Below are 15,903 nucleotides of genomic sequence, written 5' to 3' on the forward strand. Positions count from 1 at the left end.
AGTGAAATGGCTGTACTCAGGTAGCATTTGGGTACAAAGAAAAGTTTAAATACAAGGATAAATCAGCTTAATAAAACAATAACGAATTGGACATAGTAAATACGGCTATATTTGATTGAATAGGTCGAATGATTTCAAGGAAATTACAGGCAATCTATCTAACCCTCACCTGCTTCCACCATGAAAAAATCAGAACAGGAGAAATCCGCTAAAAAGGCTAAAAAAGAGTCAGCTCCAAAAGCATCGAAGGCGGAGCGCAAAGCGGCAAAATCAACGATGCAAGCGACCAAGTCGCTGAACGACGACCGCACCGTGGAGAAAGCCAGTCAGAAAAAGGCACTCAAATCGGCGGCCAAGCAACTTCAGAAAGAACTGGATACGCGGGTAAGCGATGTAGTGAAACGCATTCGCAAAGAAACGAAAGCTAAGCTGAAAGAAGTAGTGAAGGAAGCTACGCGACGGCTGGATCAGGACACGGAGCGCATGTTTGAGGAAGCCCTGCACACGATAGTACGTCATTACGACTCAGCCGACACGACAACTGACACCCCAGTTGCTGCTGCGCCTACTCGTACGACGGACGTACGTAACCGCAAGCCAGCACCGAAGCCGTCCGTAACAACGAACAAGGATGGCAGTCCTCGTAAAAGCCGCGCCACTTTGCAAGCCACAGCAAGCACAGCGGCTTCGTCTAATGGCAGCTCACGCCGACCCAGCGCCAGCGCGCGCAAACCAGTAGCCACAACCGCTAAAACAAGCCGCAAGCCGGCCGCCGAAACGCCGGCTCCGGGCGCCGACACCAACGGTGCCAGCTAATTTTACTACCCCAATTAACAGGACGTAGAAAAGCCCCCCAGCAAGTATTTCGCTTAGCTGGGGGGCTTTTTTTACGCTTTACCATTATTTTAGAAACCCGGCCGACGAATGGTATCGGCGGGGGCACCGCGCAAGCGGCGCAGTCGCGTTTCGGGCGTGCTGGTGTTAGGGTTGTTGGTGTTCACGTTTTCGATCCGCTGCCGGGAGTTGGTTCCGGCCGCCTGCTCACCCAGCTCCACCCGGCCGGGCGTTGCGTCGGGCACGGCAGCACGAGTGCCGATTCCGCTATTGTAAGCCGCCTGCCGGTCGGCATCCGTCCGAATTTCAGTGGGCAGCGGGGCGCGGTCAACTTCGGCTGCCTGCTCCTGGGTGGCAGTGCAAGCGACGCCCAGAAACAGCAAGCTACCCAGCCAAAAGGCGCGGTAAGGCAAGCCTAAACGATACGTAAACATAGATTTTGACTGAATGCTGGTTCGGCGGCGAGCCTGCATTCTTACAACGCAACCCAACAGCATTAAGTTGGACTTAGCCAGCGCCCGCTTCAGAAGAGTAATGCGGGGCGCGCTGGGGGGCTTTTTTGAAAGGACTTACTGCTTCTTAAAATTCATCGCCGCCGAGTTCATGCAGTACCGAAGCCCCGTAGGGTTGGGGCCGTCGTCGAAGACGTGACCAATGTGGCCACCGCACTTGGCGCACACAATCTCGTCGCGCGACATGCCGTAGCTATTATCCTTCTGCACTTTCACGCTGGCCGCGGTGGCCGGAGCAAAGAAGCTGGGCCAACCCGTGCCCGACTCAAATTTGGTGGCTGAGTTGAATAATAAGTTGTTGCAGCCGGCGCAGTGATACACACCTTTTTCGTGGTTGTCGTTGTACTTATTAGCAAAAGGCCGCTCCGTACCTTGCTCGCGCAACACCTTAAATTGCTCAGGACTAAGCAGTTTTCTCCATTCCGCCTCCGTTTTGCGAACTGCAAATTCATCGGCTTTGTTGGTCATGGGCTGGGCCGTTGGATATGCTTTGGCAGCAGCGCCGGGATCGGTAGCTGCCTGAGCCTTAGCGGTTGCCAGCCCGTCTTTTTTCTGCGAGCAAGCAGTGCCCAACGTCAAAAAAGAAAAAGCCAGAATAAGGGCGGAGTTACGCATCAGGGGAAAGTGAGGGAAGTGTAAAACTGAAACAGATGAGTGGCGCGCCATTGCGGCAGCCACTGGCATAACATACGCTACCGGGCTTGGGTTCGGTTCGTGGGAGCGGGTGCTATTTCAGTTTCAAACAGTTAACATTTTCGTCACACTCATTTATCCGCTGACAATTGCGTACCTTTGCGCCCGCAAAAACCTTTGTATGCAGAACATTCGGAATATCGCAATTATTGCGCACGTTGACCACGGCAAGACGACGCTCGTGGACAAAATCATTCACGCCTCTAAGCTATTCGATGAGCACCAGCACTTCGACGACCTGATCCTGGACAACAACGATCTGGAGCGCGAGCGGGGCATTACCATCGTCTCCAAGAACGTATCGGTTCGTTATAAGGACGTCAAGATCAACATCATCGATACGCCTGGTCACGCCGACTTTGGTGGTGAGGTAGAGCGCGTACTGAAGATGGCCGACGGCGTGTTACTGCTCGTGGATGCCTTCGAAGGCGCCATGCCCCAGACCCGCTTCGTACTGGGCAAAGCCATTGATTTGGGCCTGAAGCCTATCGTGGTAGTAAACAAAGTGGACAAGGAAAACTGCCGCCCCGATGAGGTGCACGAGCAGGTTTTCGACCTCATGTTCAACCTCGGCGCTTCGGAAGATCAGCTTGACTTCGTGACCCTTTATGGTTCATCGAAGCAAGGCTGGATGAGCACCGACTGGAAAGTAAAGACCGACAACATCATTCCGCTGCTCGACGCGGTGGTTGCTTCTATTCCTCCCGCGCCTACTTTGGACGGCACGCCCCAGATGCAGGTGACTTCGCTCGACTATTCGTCGTTCGTGGGCCGCATCGCCATTGGTCGCGTACACCGCGGCACGCTGAAAGAAGGCGCCAACATGAGCCTGGTGAAGCGTGACGGCACTATCAAGAAAGTAAAAATCAAGGAGCTACATGTGTTCGAAGGCTTGGGCCGGAACAAGGTTGCGGAAGTTAGCTCGGGCGAAATCTGCGCCGTAACGGGCATTGAAGGTTTCGACATCGGTGATACGCTGGCGGATGCCGACAACCCCGAAGGCCTGACCGTTATCAGCATCGACGAGCCGACGATGAACATGTTGTTCACCATCAACAACTCGCCCTTCTTCGGTAAGGAAGGCAAGTTCGTGACCTCGCGCCATTTGCGTGACCGTCTGTTCAAAGAAACCGAGAAAAACCTTGCGCTGCGCGTAAAGGAAACCGATAAGGAAGATACATTTTTGGTGTACGGCCGCGGTATTCTTCACTTGTCGGTACTGATCGAGACGATGCGTCGTGAAGGCTTTGAATTGCAGGTGGGTCAGCCCCAGGTGCTGTTCAAAGAAGATGACAATGGCAACCGCCTGGAGCCAATCGAGCACTTGGTAGTTGATGTGCCAGAGGAAACTGCTGGTAAGGTTATCGAGCTGGTGACGATGCGTAAGGGCGACCTGACCATCATGGAGCCGAAAGGCGACTTGCAGCATTTGGAGTTCAACATTCCGGCCCGTGGCCTGATTGGCTTGCGTAACAACGTGCTGACGGCTACGGCTGGTGAGGCCATCATGAACCACCGCTTCCTGAGCTACGAGCCCTATAAAGGCGTAATTCCGGGTCGTATTGCTGGTTCGCTGATTTCGATGGATACGGGTGCCGGCACCGCGTATACCATCGATAAGATGCAGGACCGCGGCGAGTTTTTCGTTGATCCGGGCGAGGAAGTGTACGCTGGCCAGGTTATCGGTGAGCACACTCGTCCTAACGATTTGACCATCAACATCCAGAAAGGCAAGAAGCTCACCAACATGCGTGCTTCCGGCTCCGACGACAACGCCAAGATTATCCCGAAGCGTCAGTTTTCGCTGGAAGAGGCCATGGAATACATTCAGAAAGACGAGTATCTGGAAGTAACGCCTAAGTCGGTGCGGATGCGTAAGATTCTGCTGGACGAAAACGAGCGTTTGCGCTCAGCCAAGAAGGTAGACTAGTTTCTGCCAACATTATCTCTCCCTCAGAAGGGCGCAGCCAGTGGTTGCGCCCTTCTGTTGTTTCAAGGCCAGCGGCAGACATTTCGCTTAGTCCGGCTGTTATGAAGCAGTACGCGTTATTATGTCCTCTCCTATTTTGTTGAAATCAGCGCCAAAAAGCCCCCCAAGCCTGCCCCTGATGCGGCAGCGGTGGAGCCAGTTGCTCTTTGCACACTGGCCCGTGGAGCCTGACTTGTTGCGGCCGTATCTGCCGGCACGGCTGGAGCTGGACTTGTTTGACGGGCAAGCGTGGCTGGGCGTGGTGCCATTTACCATGAGCCACATTCGGCCGCTGGGCTTGCCGGCTGTGCCGGGACTGCATCATTTGCATGAGCTGAATGTGCGCACCTATGCGCGCCTCGATGGTGTGCCGGGTGTCTGGTTTCTCTCGCTGGATGCCTCGTTGGCGCTGGGCGTGTGGGCGGCGCGCACGTTTTTCCATCTACCTTACCTGCACGCCCGCATGAGCCTGACGCAGACCGGCCCCACCCTGCGCGCCACCGCTGAGCGCACGCACCGGGACATTGCCCCCGCAACATTCGCGGCTACATGGACGCTGGGCGAAGCTTTGCCCGCGTCGCGGCCCGGCACGTTGCAGTATTTTCTCACCGAGCGCTACTACCTGTACACCGCCGGACCAGACTTGAAGGAAGAGGTGCACAACAACAACCTTTGGCGAGGCAAACTCTATCATGAACCGTGGATGCTGCGCGAGGCCAGCCTGTGCGAATGGGAATCTAACTTAGTAGAAAGTCATGGCTTGCCGACACCTAGTGGTGAGCCGCTCCTTCATGCCGCCGACCCCTTGGACGTGTGGGTGCAGGAGTTCAAACGGGTGTAATTTCCGGCTGATTTGCCCCCCAGTTGTGAAGTAACAAGCCGCTGATACGATATACACAAAGGGCTTACTTGCTTATACAAGCAAGTAAGCCCTTTGTGTATATCGTACGGTCAGGAGAAATTAGTGGCCCTGATCCGACTCATGACCCAGCACCGTCAGGCGCACCGGGCGCGAAGTTACTTTGTGCTTGGCTGCGGTGCTCAGGTCGCTGACCTTGATCTGGTGTACTTCGCCCAGGGAAGGCACGGCGATGTAAGCAAATTTCTCCGTGGCTTCCAGCATGGGCTTATAGGCGTCTGCGGCTGGGGTGGCTGGAATCACCGAGTTCTCTCTTTTGAGGGCGCCCGTAGCCAGATCGTACACGCGCAGCTTGCCGTCCAGGGTAAGCACGTGCAGGTTGTTGCCGGCGTAGTCGGGCTTGCACTGGAAGGCATCCGCGCCGGCGTAGATAGGCGTGATTTTGTCAGTTGTGATATCAATCAGGTAAGCGCCTTTCGTGGCCACGTAGCCGATGTATTTCTTGGCTCCTTTGGCGTAATAGATAGTTCCCAGGCGGAAAGCTCCGAAATCGGCCGGGTTCAAAATCAGGCGCTGCTCACCCGAGGCCTTTACGACCAATACGCTGCCGCTGGTGTTAGCCGTGGTGGTCCAGCAACCAAATACAGCGTTGCTACCATCGGTGGCATTGCCGTGGATATTACCTGTTTCCAGCTTGGCGGCCTGTACCTCAGCCCCGGCTTTGTTAATGATTTTGACGCTGGTGGGGCTTGCGCCACTAGCCTTGGCCATCGTAACGGCGTAGTTGCCATTGTCGAACTGGGCCATGGCGCCGTGGTGTGGCAGCAAGCCCACGTTTATTGCCTTGAATTTGGCCCCCGCCACATGAAATTCGACGTCATTGCCTACGCTCAGGGTTCCGTCGCCGTCGTTGAAAATCAGCGACTCCGTGCCTTTGCTCTTAAAGTGGGAAGGTCTCGCGCCCGTGGACGAAATGGCACCCCATTTAGGAGTTCCTTTCACATCTATATGGTCGTCGTGCGACTCCAGACCCGTATCGAACATCTCTACTAGGTTCTGATTGGCGTACATCACCGCCGCAAAGCGCCCTGAGGCGGTGGGGTAGAGGGTGGCTAGCGGAAACTTCGCGTTGAATGACTCAATGGCGGCCGTGGCGGGCGTAAGCTGAGTGAGAGTAGCCGCCTGTTCATCGGCTATCAGGACGCGCACAAAACGATATTCCTTACCAGGATCCGTGCTGGGCCTGGTGCTCAGTTCTTGATCATCATCGCAGGAAGTAAATACTGTTGCCGCCAAAATGGCTAAAGCAATTTTGGCAGAGAGAAAGTGGCGCATTGGTATTAGATAAAAGTGGCTTAATAAAATTGAATGGCTTTTATGCAACAATGCTGCAAGATGAGGCAAACTAAATATAATTGCAACATTGTTGCATAAAATATTCTGAGAATTCCATTACCCCCGCTTATCATCTATTTGACCACAAACGCTATTCTTACAGTGAACAATGACGATTAAGAAGATAAATACCAGTAGGACAGCTAAGAAATTACTAGGCTAATCCCTCACCATTATTCTTCTTACACAAGCTAATGACAGCCATAACTTGGCGCCTTACTACCCTGCTTGTAGCAGAATAACTGCTGAAGCCTTATCAGATGTGTGACTAGGTAAAATCAGTACAGGGTACAAGCAGCAGTTTTACCCCGATGGGCTATTCGCACTGCAGTGAAGTGGCAGGGAACAAACTTTTAAGTTAAGCCGAATAATATATAACCATCCAACAGTAGCTTGCAGTATGAACCATATACCTTTTGCTGCTAGCCTATTTTTACTTATTGTGTCGGGTTGTAGCTCCGCAGTGCAGGAGCAACGGGGAGAACCTCGCCAGAGCGAAACCGCGATGACTCCTCCGATATCGAGCCCGGTGGCACAACCTACCTTCAATAAGACGCTGAGTAAGAATAATTTTACGGCTGACATCACGTCATCCACCCCAAGCATTCTGAACCTCACCGCTCGTCGTGCAGAGAGGCAAATAGCCGCAATTCATGATTCGGTGGCGGGCGTAATTACCGAGGCTGTCATTACCGATTTGAATCTGAATGAGCTACCCGAAATCCTGATATTCGTGCGCGGCGTTGGTGCCAATCCTCTCGGACAAGTATACGGATTTGAGTTTGCGGAACAGGAGTGGGAGCGCTTTCAGTTACCTACTTTGCCTCCCGAAGCGGCAAGCGGCTATCAAGGCTTTGATCTGTTTAGGATAGCTGATAATTATTTGATGCGCACCTTTCCCGTTTTCCTACCCACCGATTCACCAACGCTACCTACCGGCGGTCAACGCACCATCCGCTATACCCTCGACCATACGCTTCGGCTAACGGAATTCAGCATCGAGGACCATCCTTAGCGAAGCTGGGGGGCTTTTTTGTGGTGTAGCCAAGCGTTTATTTATCTACCATTATGGCAGCCTTCCGCTACGCGGCTTATACCCGGATGGGGCACGTTAATACCTAGTATATAAAAGTGACATATTTGCTTCGCTTGCGGCGCTAACTGTCTAAATTATAGCCTTATTTAGCACTAGATTTCCCAGGTCTGACGTCGGCTTACTGACGTGGCTGGAAGCCTATTCTCTACCTGTTGTTTATTCTAGTTTATGCGGCTGACTTTTACAGCTTTACTGAGCGTTTTTACCTTTCTGACCAGCTTTGCCAACGCTCCCGCAACATCGACCTTTCAATTTGTTGCCAACGCCGGTCAATGGCCTTCTCAGGTACAATTTGCTACGGCAGTGCCTGGGGGGCATTTATTTTTAGAAAACAACCAGTTTACTTACAACCTGCAGGCTCTGCCAGCCGAGTACAATCACTCAGCTAGTAGCGCGGCCAAAGCAATACAAGGCCACGCCTTTCGAATGCAGCTGGTAGGTGCTCAACTGAAGCCCAGGACGCTGGGCCAAGAGCGACAGTCGACCTATCACAATTACTTCCTGGGCTCCGATCCGAAGAAATGGGCCAGTAAGGTGCCGCTATTTGCCGTGGTGCGGTACGAGCAGGTGTACGCCGGCGTAGACATGGTGTGGCACTCCGTGGATGGGCATTTGAAATACGATTACGAAGTGGCCGCTGGCGCCGACCCCGGCCAGATTCGGATGCGCTACGAAGGGCTCGACAAAATGGAACTGCACGATGGGCAGCTTCGGCTTCATACCCAATTGGGAGTGCAAGCGGAGCAGGCGCCAATCGCGTATCAGGTGCTGGCCAATGGGCAGCGGCGCCCCGTAGCCTGTCGGTTCCGCCTCTACGACAACGAAGTGCGCTTTGAGCTGACCGGAAAGTACGACACCAAATTGCCGCTGATTATTGATCCGGCCCTCGTATTCAGCACTTACACCACCAACTCCACGTTTTTGTCGGCCAACTCGGCGGCGGGTGATGAGTACGGCAATATGTACACGGCCGGCTACACGCAGGATTCGACGTACCCGGTAACCATAGGTGCTTACCAAAGCCACCAGCGGGGCCAGAACCTGGGCATTTCAAAGCTCGACCCGACGGGCCGAACCGTGCTGTTTGCTACCTACTTAGGAGGCAACAGCGCCGAGTATCCGCTGGACATGACTATCACGGCCAAAAATGAGCTGATCGTGCTGGCGCTTTCGGGCTCCACCAATTACCCGGTGACTGCCACCACGTATGACAACACATTCAATGGCGGCCAGGATTACGTTATTTCCCGGCTGAGTGCCGATGGCGCTTCCCTTTTGGCCTCTACGTACTTAGGCGGCTCAGGCTTTGAGGCGGGCTCTCTTTCTTCGAGGCCCGCCACCGTTACCAGCACTCCTACAGGCGGCGTGCTGATTGGCGGGAACACGAACTCCACTAATTTTCCGGTGCGGAACGCGGTGCAGTCTACCCTCCGAAGCATCGGCACATCTGGTTTTCAGTCTGGCAATGACGGCTTTGTGACGAGCTTAAACGAAGCTTTATCGACGCTGCAATGGTCGACTTACCTGGGTGGCACGGCCGAAGATCAGGTGCACGACATCAAAGTAGCTCCCGATGGCAGCATCTACGTTTGCGGCCAGACGGCCAGCGCCGATTTCCCGGTGGGCAGCACCGGGCTGAACCGCACCTTTCGGGGCGGGCAGCTGGATGGGTTTCTGCTGCACTTGAGTGCGGCGGGCAACAACCTGTTGGGGGGCACTTTTCTGGGTACTACGGGCACCGATCTGGCCCGCTTCATCGACTTCGACTCGGATGGGCAGGTATTGGTTGCCGGAGGTACTGCGGGCAGCTACCCCGTTACGGATGGCGCATTCACCCTGCAGACGCCGAATACCGAGAAGGTGTTTATTCATTGCTTTAATCCGGCCCTGACCAGTACCATTTTCTCCACGCAGATTACCGCTGCCATCAGCGGGTCCATAGTTTCGTCTACGCTGATTACGGCCTTCAACCTCGACGCCTGCAACCGTATCTACTTCTGTGCTTACGGCAGCACCAATAGCTCCCCCGTCACCTCCGATGCTTTTTCCACCGCTCAGCGCAGCATCTATTTAGCCGTTTTAAGTCCGGGTGCCCGCCGCCTGGAGTATGGCACCTATTTCGGCGGACCTGCGAATGGAGGAACGCACTTACACGCGGCGGCATCCAACGAAATCACAAAGCAGGGCGTGCTGTATCACATCGAGTGCACCACTACCACGAGCTTCACCACGACGCCGGGCACCTATGCTCCCACCAAAACGGTAGGCACCAATAGCGGAGCAGCATTCAAGTTCAACATGCTGCCTGCGGGTGCTTCGCTGCCCACGCTGACGGCCGCGCTGCCGCCGGTACCAGTGGGCTGCGCGCCCTACACGGTTCAGTTCAGCAATGCCGGCAGCGGAGCCGAAACCTACGAGTGGGACTTTGGCGACGGTAGTCCGCTGGAAACCTCGGCCACGCCAGCCCACCGTTTCGAGCGCCCTGGCACGTATCAGGTTCGGCTGACCGTGACGCGCACCGGGGGCTGTGGACCGCAGCGCCTGACAACCACGACGACCGTCGGAGTTACCAATCAGGCAGCGCCACTGGTATCCGCGGTGGCGGCCGTGCCGGCGGGTTGCGCCCCGTACACGGTTCAATTTCAGAATACCAGCACCAGCACCGGCCCGGTTCGCTACGAGTGGAATTTTGGCGACGGCAGCATGGAGATCGGAATTGCCCCCCAGCATCGATTTACCGTGCCCGGCCGCTATGTAGTACGGCTGACGGCTGAGCAAGCCAGCCCTTGCGGCACGCAACGCAGCGTTAGTGAAACCGTTGTTGTCGTCGATCCGCCGGCGCCGGCGCTCGTGGCTAACTTTCAGGCACCTACTGCAGTCTGCGTGACTACTCCCGTAGAGTTTGTGAGTACCGGCGTGGGGGCAATGCGCTACCAGTGGAACTTTGGGGATGGCACTCCACTCGAAACATCGGAAAAGCCGCTGCACCGCTTTCCGCGCGCGGGCACCTACCAGGTGCAGCTCACGGTGAGCCTTACAAACGTGTGCGGCAACAAGCAGGAAACCATCCGACGCAGCATTGTGGTGCAGGATCCGCCGACGCTGGTGGAGCGCATCGACTCGCTGGACTGCCGTGCCCAACTCACGCTGGATGCTGGTATTACGAGCAACAAGTATGAGTGGTCGACGGGGGAAACGACGCGCTCTATCATTGTGAAGAAGGCCGGTACGTATCGGGTGAATGTGACAACAAATGCCCCCTGCCCTACTACAGTTGCCTTCACCATTCAGCCCGCCGGGGAGCGGAATATATTCAACATCATTACGCCCAACGGCGACCGGCGCAACGACACGTTCGTGCTTCCCTCGGAGCTTGGTGTACCGGAGCTGCGCATTTTCAACCGTTGGGGCCAAGAGGTGTACCAGAGCGCAGCTTACCGCAACGAGTGGCAAGCCGAAGGCCAACCGGCGGGCGTCTATTACTACCAAGTGCGCCAGCCTCAGTGTGCGCTCACGCTCAAAGGTTGGGTTGAGGTTATTCGCTAACGGCTACGTAGGCCTCAGATTTGCCCCCCACGCTGGCGTACGGCCTCAAACGTCATGATAGCCGTGCAGGTGCTCACGTTGAGCGAGTCGATATAGCCGGCCATCGGAATCTTGATTTGCGCATCGGCCGCCGCGAGCCATTCGTCGCTGAGGCCGGTGGCCTCGGTGCCCATCACAATGGCGCTGGGGCCGCTGAAATTCATGTTGGTATACAACCCGGTGGCGGCGGGAGTGGTGGCGTAGCTGCGAATACCGTGTTGGCGCAGCCAGGCGACTACCTCGGCGGTGGGGGCGGCCACCACCTGATTGGTAAACACGCAGCCAATGCTGGCCCGAATGACATTGGGATTGTAGAGGTCGGTGCGCGGGTCGCACACGATCACGGCGTCTACGCGGGCCGCGTCGGCGGTGCGGAGCACGGCGCCCAAGTTACCGGGCTTTTCCACTGCCTCCAGAATAATCAGGAGCGGGCTGGGGGGCAATTTCAGGTCGGTGAGGGCGCGGCGCGGTGGGCGGGCCAGGGCCAATATGCCATCGGAGCCTTCGCGGTAAGCCACTTTCTCAAACACCGTTTTCGAAACCGTAAAATACTCCGGGCGGGGGGCAAATAACGTTTCCAACTCCCGCTGCCGCGCCGGCTCAGCTAGCTCCGGGCACACAAACAACGTGGTAACCTCCACGCCGGCTTGCTGGGCAATAGTCAGCTCGCGGTAGCCCTCAATGATGGTCAGGTTTTGCTGCCGACGCTCAGCGGGCTTCTGCTGCAAGCGCAGCAGGTTCTTGATGCGCGGATTCTGGGGGCTGGTAATCGGTTCGGGGGGCATTTTTCCGAGGAATAAAAGAAGGCTGCGTGGCCGTGCAGATAAGCTGGCCGGCACACAAAGGTAGAAGCAAAGCCGGCCATCCATCAGCACTTGGCTTGACCACTGCGCCTATAAAAGTGCGAACTTTACTTTTTACACTCTCCATCGGATCTAGTTTCTTACTTCTACCTAAACTCAAGTGCGGCTGAATCTTAATACGAAAATCAGGCTGGGCTTTGGCATTGCGCTGGTTGTGCTGCTGCTTACTTCCCTGTTCGCTTATATGAGCATACAGCAAGTGGCTTATTACACCAATCGGGTGGAGCACACTTATAAGGTGTTGCAGCACACCACCGATCTGCGAACCCAGGTGCGCGATGCGCAGGGGGCAATTCGCAGCTATCTGCTGATGGGCGACAAAGCGTATCTCGGGAATTATGACAACCTGGTGAGCGACATCCACAGGAATTATGAAAGCCTGCGGCATCTTACCTTCGACAACCCCGACCATCAGCGCCGCTTAGATACGCTTGGGACTCTTATGGCCCAGGAAGTTCTGTTGCTGGATGCTTGGCGGCAACGCCCACCCACCCTCTACGCGGCCCGCGACCTAGTGCGTGGCGACCGCCGCCAGTTGGAGCAGATTCGGGCGGTTATTGCACAAATCAAGAACTCGGAAGACCTGCTGCTGCGTGAGCGTACGCGCAACCGCGACATTTGGGAGCGTACGGCTCCGCTAGCCATTATCGGGTCAGCGGTGCTGACTATTCTGCTGGTACTCTGGCTGTTTAGCCGCATCGTGCAGGAGCTTAAGGAGAAGGAAAGCCTACAGACCGAGCTGGCCGCCGTGAACTTCAATACCACCCAACGTATCCGGCTTATTGAAAACCTGGCTGAACAGGTAGTGCTCGGTGATTACAAGGTCAAGATTCGTGATAAGGAGCAGGATAGCCTCGGCAAGCTGGCCGGCTCCCTCAACCGCATGACCCAAACCCTCGACTATACCTTTGAGGCCTTAAACAAGCGTAATCTGGAGCTGGACCAGTTTGCTTATGTAGCTTCCCACGACCTGAAAGCGCCGCTGCGCGGTATTGGGGCTCTGGTAAAATGGATGGAAGAGGAATTGTCGCACGAGCTGTCGGTGCAGATGCGCGAGTATCTGGCTATGCTGAAGGGCCGCCTCACCCGCCTCGATGACCTCATCAACGGCCTGCTGGCGTATGCACGCGCCGGCCGGACGCAGCCACTCCCAGAGGAAGTGGACGTGCGCGGGCTGGTAGCGGAAGTTGCCGAAATGGTTGTGCCGCACGGCTTTACCGTTGATTTGCCCCCCAGCCTCCCTCCCTTCCTCACCGACCGGCTTAGTCTGCAACAGGTATTTACCAACCTGCTCAGCAACGCCGTTAAGCACCACCACAGCGGCCAGGGCCATCTGAGTATCGGGGTACAGGAGCTGAAGAAGGAATACGAGTTCAGCGTGACCGACGATGGCCCCGGAATCGCGCCGGAGTACCACGAAAAAATCTTCCAGATTTTCCAGACCCTGCGCGACCGGAATACGGCGGAGAGCACCGGAATCGGGCTCAGTATTGTGCGCAAGATCATTGAAGAACATAAAGGCAGTATTCGTGTACAATCGGTACCGGGTCAGGGTGCTACCTTTGTATTTACGTGGCCCAAAACGCTGGCACCTGTTTCTCAGGTAATCACACCAGCTACTGTTCTCTTTTAGTATCTGTTCAGCAAGCATTTATGCGTTCTATTCTTCTTGTCGAAGACGATTTCTTTGATACAATGATTGTGGAGAAGTCCTTCGCCAAATTCAGTGTGCAACACAAGCTCTATACCGCCTTCAACGGCATTGAAGCGCTGGATATGCTGCTCGGACGCAATGGTCAGGAGGCAATGAACCCGTTGCCGGAAGTGATTCTGCTGGATTTGAACATGCCCAAAATGAACGGGCACGAGTTTCTGGAGGAGCTGCGCAGTCAGCCCAAGCTGCGCGATATTCCCGTATTCATCACCACCACTTCCGCTATGGACGTGGACCGGCTAAATGCCCAGAACCTGGGCGTAGCCGGCTATATCTTGAAGCCCATCGACTTCGAAACGTCTACCGATATGGTTGACAGCCTGAGCTTGCTGGAAAAGCTGCTCAAGTAGACCTGACGGCGCAGGACGCTGGATGGGAGCCTGTGCTCGTAACACAGCAGCGAGATATGCAGCAGCGTCGGCTCAAATTAAATGGGGATTTGCGGCACCACAACGCAACGCCGGGGGGCTTGTGTGGCTCTTGTGTATAAAAGCCTCCCCGGCGTTCATTCAACGCGCATTTTAGCAGATAACTCCGGCCTTGCTGGCCGGTGAATTAATTGGCTTGGTGGGGGGCTTTTCGGCATACTAAACCGACTTGTTCTATAGTTTTGTGAGCCTATCTTGCTGTTCACCTTACCGCCTTTTGCCTGCATGTCCAGCCGCTTTTTTCTTCTGGCTTTTCCCTTGTTAGCGCTGAGCTCGGCGCCTGTGCTGGCCCAGGATGCCCCGCGCGAGCTGAACACGCTTCCTCAGCCCACGGCGCCAACCACCGCACCCGCTCGCACCACCCCTCCTTCTACGGTCAACAGGCCCCCGGTACTCCCCGACTCGGTGCGGGCCGAGCAACAGCGCCGGCGAGAGGTTGCGCCGCCCGTCGAAACCACTCGCTTTGCGGTGGGCCTCAAAGATGGCCGCGTATTTCAGGCCTACGATGTCGAAACCAAGCAACCCATCTTCGGCAAGCCTTTTCTGCTGTTGGATGGGGAGCAGCGCCTCGACCTGAACACCGTCAGCTACTACGACGACGAAACCGGCCACTACGTGCGCACGGTGCTGCCGGGCCGCTCTACCCGCGAGGCCACCCTGCGCCGCGACCGGGTAGGCCGCATTAGTCTGTATTCCATCACCAATACCCAATACGCCGGCAACTCGCCTTACGGCTATAGTCCCTACGGCTTTGGGCGCTACGGCTACGGCGGTATGGGCGGCTTTGGCGGCCCGATGTACCGCACCACCAAAACCGAGTATTTCAGCAAAGACAACGGCCCGATTGAAGACCTGAACCTGCGCAACCTCAGCATTGCCACTTCTGACTTTGCCGCCAGTCGGGGCTTGCTGGAGCAGGCACGCAAGTACCAGACCTACAGCACGCTGAGCTACGTGGCTGCGGGCGGGCTGGTAGCGGCCGGCTTGTTTGCTTCGTTTACCAGCGCCTCGAGTGGGCGGCCCAGCGTGTCGCCGCTGGTGTACGCGGGCATGCCGCTGCTCATTGTGCCGCTTATTATGCAGAGCAAGCAGCAGCGCCATATTCGCCAGGCCATTTCGCTCTATAACCGGGGGAATAACTAAGTGGTGGCAACCTCGGCGGGGCTGGCTTGCGTAGGCTGTACTTGTGGAAACCCTCGCCCCCAATTTTCCCCCCGACTTTGCCGCCCGCCAGGCGAAAGCCTTACTGGTGCACGAGCGCCTGTGCGCCGAGTACGGGGCGCCATTTCGCTTTTTCAGCTCCAAAGACCCACTCAGCGAGCTCATCAGCGCCTTGCTTTCGCATCGCACCCGCAACCAGGAGTCGCATAAGGCTTACCAGCAGCTGGTGGCCCGGTTTCCGACCTGGGAAGAAGTGCGCGACGCCCCCACGGAGGAGGTGCAGGCCGCCATCAGCCCGTGCACCTGGCCCGAGCAAAAAGCCCCCCGGATTCAGGCGGTCCTGCGCGAAGTCAGTACGCGCTGCGACGGCCCCTGCGACCTGGAATTCTTAGCCGAGGTGCCGGTTACGGAGGCGCGGGCGTGGCTGGAATCCATTCCGGGGGTGGGCCCCAAAACCAGCGCCGCCACGCTGCTCTTCAGCACCTTGCGCTTACCAGCCATGCCCGTCGATAGCCACCATCACCGCGTAGCCCAGCGGCTGGCGCTTATTGGCACCAAAGTAGGCACCGAGGCGGCCCATGCCCTGTTAGCTGAGCTTTTGCCCCCCGACTGGTCGGCGCAGGAGGTGTACGACCACCACGAAGCCCTGATGTTTCATGGGCAGAAATGCTGTTACTTTAACGCGCCGGCTTGCCAGCGCTGCGTGGTGCTAGATCAGTGCCCGTTTGGGCAGGCACGCAGGAGTGGCGCGCGTGCTAGTGAGCCCGCTGCCGCTGGTAAGTAAGCGCTGTTTA

The 15,903-nt window shown here is 56.2% G+C and carries 13 protein-coding genes; 9 read left to right on the forward strand and 4 right to left on the reverse strand.

Features of this window, described 5'->3' with window-relative positions:
- Positions 1 to 180 precede the first annotated feature (180 nt).
- Positions 181 to 816 carry a hypothetical protein gene (locus tag IEW06_RS13290; RefSeq protein WP_187732948.1) on the forward strand — a complete coding sequence of 212 codons (636 nt, stop codon included), beginning with the start codon at positions 181 to 183 and terminating at the stop codon, positions 814 to 816.
- Positions 817 to 905: 89 nt separating this feature from the next.
- On the opposite strand, the gene IEW06_RS13295 is transcribed toward IEW06_RS13290, so the two are convergent.
- Both IEW06_RS13295 and msrB read right to left on the reverse strand, forming a co-directional pair.
- Entirely contained in the window at positions 906 to 1,268 is a 363-nt protein-coding gene (locus tag IEW06_RS13295; RefSeq protein ID WP_187732949.1) for a hypothetical protein, read from the reverse strand.
- Positions 1,269 to 1,403: 135 nt separating this feature from the next.
- Positions 1,404 to 1,961 carry a peptide-methionine (R)-S-oxide reductase MsrB gene (msrB, locus tag IEW06_RS13300; RefSeq protein WP_187732950.1) on the reverse strand — a complete coding sequence of 186 codons (558 nt, stop codon included), beginning with the start codon at positions 1,959 to 1,961 and terminating at the stop codon, positions 1,404 to 1,406.
- A gap of 199 nt (positions 1,962 to 2,160) precedes the next feature.
- Here msrB and typA point away from each other — a divergent pair, with 199 nt between their 5' ends.
- Entirely contained in the window at positions 2,161 to 3,969 is a 1,809-nt protein-coding gene (gene typA, locus IEW06_RS13305) for a translational GTPase TypA (RefSeq protein ID WP_187732951.1), read from the forward strand.
- Between the two features lie 121 nt (positions 3,970 to 4,090).
- The gene (locus IEW06_RS13310) at positions 4,091 to 4,849 is read left to right on the forward strand and encodes a YqjF family protein (protein WP_188548405.1); all 759 of its coding nucleotides are present in this window, start codon (positions 4,091 to 4,093) and stop codon (positions 4,847 to 4,849) included.
- A gap of 120 nt (positions 4,850 to 4,969) precedes the next feature.
- Here IEW06_RS13310 and IEW06_RS13315 read toward each other — a convergent pair whose 3' ends face one another.
- Positions 4,970 to 6,202 (reverse strand): DUF5046 domain-containing protein, encoded by a 1,233-nt coding sequence (locus IEW06_RS13315; protein WP_187732953.1) that lies wholly within the window; start codon positions 6,200 to 6,202, stop codon positions 4,970 to 4,972.
- Between the two features lie 589 nt (positions 6,203 to 6,791).
- Here IEW06_RS13315 and IEW06_RS13320 point away from each other — a divergent pair.
- Both IEW06_RS13320 and IEW06_RS13325 read left to right on the forward strand, forming a co-directional pair.
- Complete coding sequence (locus IEW06_RS13320; RefSeq protein WP_188548406.1) at positions 6,792 to 7,277, forward strand: hypothetical protein; 486 nt, start codon at positions 6,792 to 6,794, stop codon at positions 7,275 to 7,277.
- Between the two features lie 249 nt (positions 7,278 to 7,526).
- Entirely contained in the window at positions 7,527 to 10,904 is a 3,378-nt protein-coding gene (locus IEW06_RS13325) for a DUF7948 domain-containing protein (RefSeq protein WP_187732955.1), read from the forward strand.
- 14 nt (positions 10,905 to 10,918) lie between these two features.
- Here the strand turns inward: IEW06_RS13325 and IEW06_RS13330 are convergent, their stop codons facing one another.
- Entirely contained in the window at positions 10,919 to 11,728 is an 810-nt protein-coding gene (locus IEW06_RS13330) for a TrmH family RNA methyltransferase (RefSeq protein ID WP_188548407.1), read from the reverse strand.
- A 178-nt stretch (positions 11,729 to 11,906) separates the two neighbouring features.
- Here IEW06_RS13330 and IEW06_RS13335 point away from each other — a divergent pair, with 178 nt between their 5' ends.
- From IEW06_RS13335 to IEW06_RS13350, 4 genes are all read left to right on the forward strand, one after another.
- Complete coding sequence (locus IEW06_RS13335; RefSeq protein ID WP_188548408.1) at positions 11,907 to 13,439, forward strand: sensor histidine kinase; 1,533 nt, start codon at positions 11,907 to 11,909, stop codon at positions 13,437 to 13,439.
- A gap of 20 nt (positions 13,440 to 13,459) precedes the next feature.
- Positions 13,460 to 13,870: a response regulator gene (locus IEW06_RS13340; RefSeq protein ID WP_187732957.1), complete on the forward strand. Its 411-nt coding sequence runs from the start codon at positions 13,460 to 13,462 to the stop codon at positions 13,868 to 13,870.
- Between the two features lie 303 nt (positions 13,871 to 14,173).
- Positions 14,174 to 15,091 (forward strand): hypothetical protein, encoded by a 918-nt coding sequence (locus tag IEW06_RS13345; protein ID WP_187732958.1) that lies wholly within the window; start codon positions 14,174 to 14,176, stop codon positions 15,089 to 15,091.
- Positions 15,092 to 15,134: 43 nt separating this feature from the next.
- The gene (locus IEW06_RS13350; RefSeq protein WP_187732959.1) at positions 15,135 to 15,893 is read left to right on the forward strand and encodes an endonuclease III domain-containing protein; all 759 of its coding nucleotides are present in this window, start codon (positions 15,135 to 15,137) and stop codon (positions 15,891 to 15,893) included.
- The last annotated feature ends 10 nt before the right edge of the window (positions 15,894 to 15,903 follow it).

This window comes from Hymenobacter qilianensis, assembly GCF_014638675.1.
Classification (GTDB): domain Bacteria; phylum Bacteroidota; class Bacteroidia; order Cytophagales; family Hymenobacteraceae; genus Hymenobacter; species Hymenobacter qilianensis.

Bases quoted from the DNA above. Each gene is read 5' to 3' on its own strand.
- typA (WP_187732951.1), top strand. From the start codon at position 2,161: ATGCAGAACATTCGGAATATCGCAATTATTGCGCACGTTGACCACGGC.
- IEW06_RS13325 (WP_187732955.1), top strand. From the start codon at position 7,527: ATGCGGCTGACTTTTACAGCTTTACTGAGCGTTTTTACCTTTCTGACC.
- msrB (WP_187732950.1), bottom strand. From the start codon at position 1,961: ATGCGTAACTCCGCCCTTATTCTGGCTTTTTCTTTTTTGACGTTGGGC.
- IEW06_RS13290 (WP_187732948.1), top strand. From the start codon at position 181: ATGAAAAAATCAGAACAGGAGAAATCCGCTAAAAAGGCTAAAAAAGAG.
- IEW06_RS13330 (WP_188548407.1), bottom strand. From the start codon at position 11,728: ATGCCCCCCGAACCGATTACCAGCCCCCAGAATCCGCGCATCAAGAAC.
- IEW06_RS13295 (WP_187732949.1), bottom strand. From the start codon at position 1,268: ATGTTTACGTATCGTTTAGGCTTGCCTTACCGCGCCTTTTGGCTGGGT.
- IEW06_RS13340 (WP_187732957.1), top strand. From the start codon at position 13,460: ATGCGTTCTATTCTTCTTGTCGAAGACGATTTCTTTGATACAATGATT.
- IEW06_RS13315 (WP_187732953.1), bottom strand. From the start codon at position 6,202: ATGCGCCACTTTCTCTCTGCCAAAATTGCTTTAGCCATTTTGGCGGCA.
- IEW06_RS13310 (WP_188548405.1), top strand. From the start codon at position 4,091: ATGTCCTCTCCTATTTTGTTGAAATCAGCGCCAAAAAGCCCCCCAAGC.
- IEW06_RS13345 (WP_187732958.1), top strand. From the start codon at position 14,174: ATGTCCAGCCGCTTTTTTCTTCTGGCTTTTCCCTTGTTAGCGCTGAGC.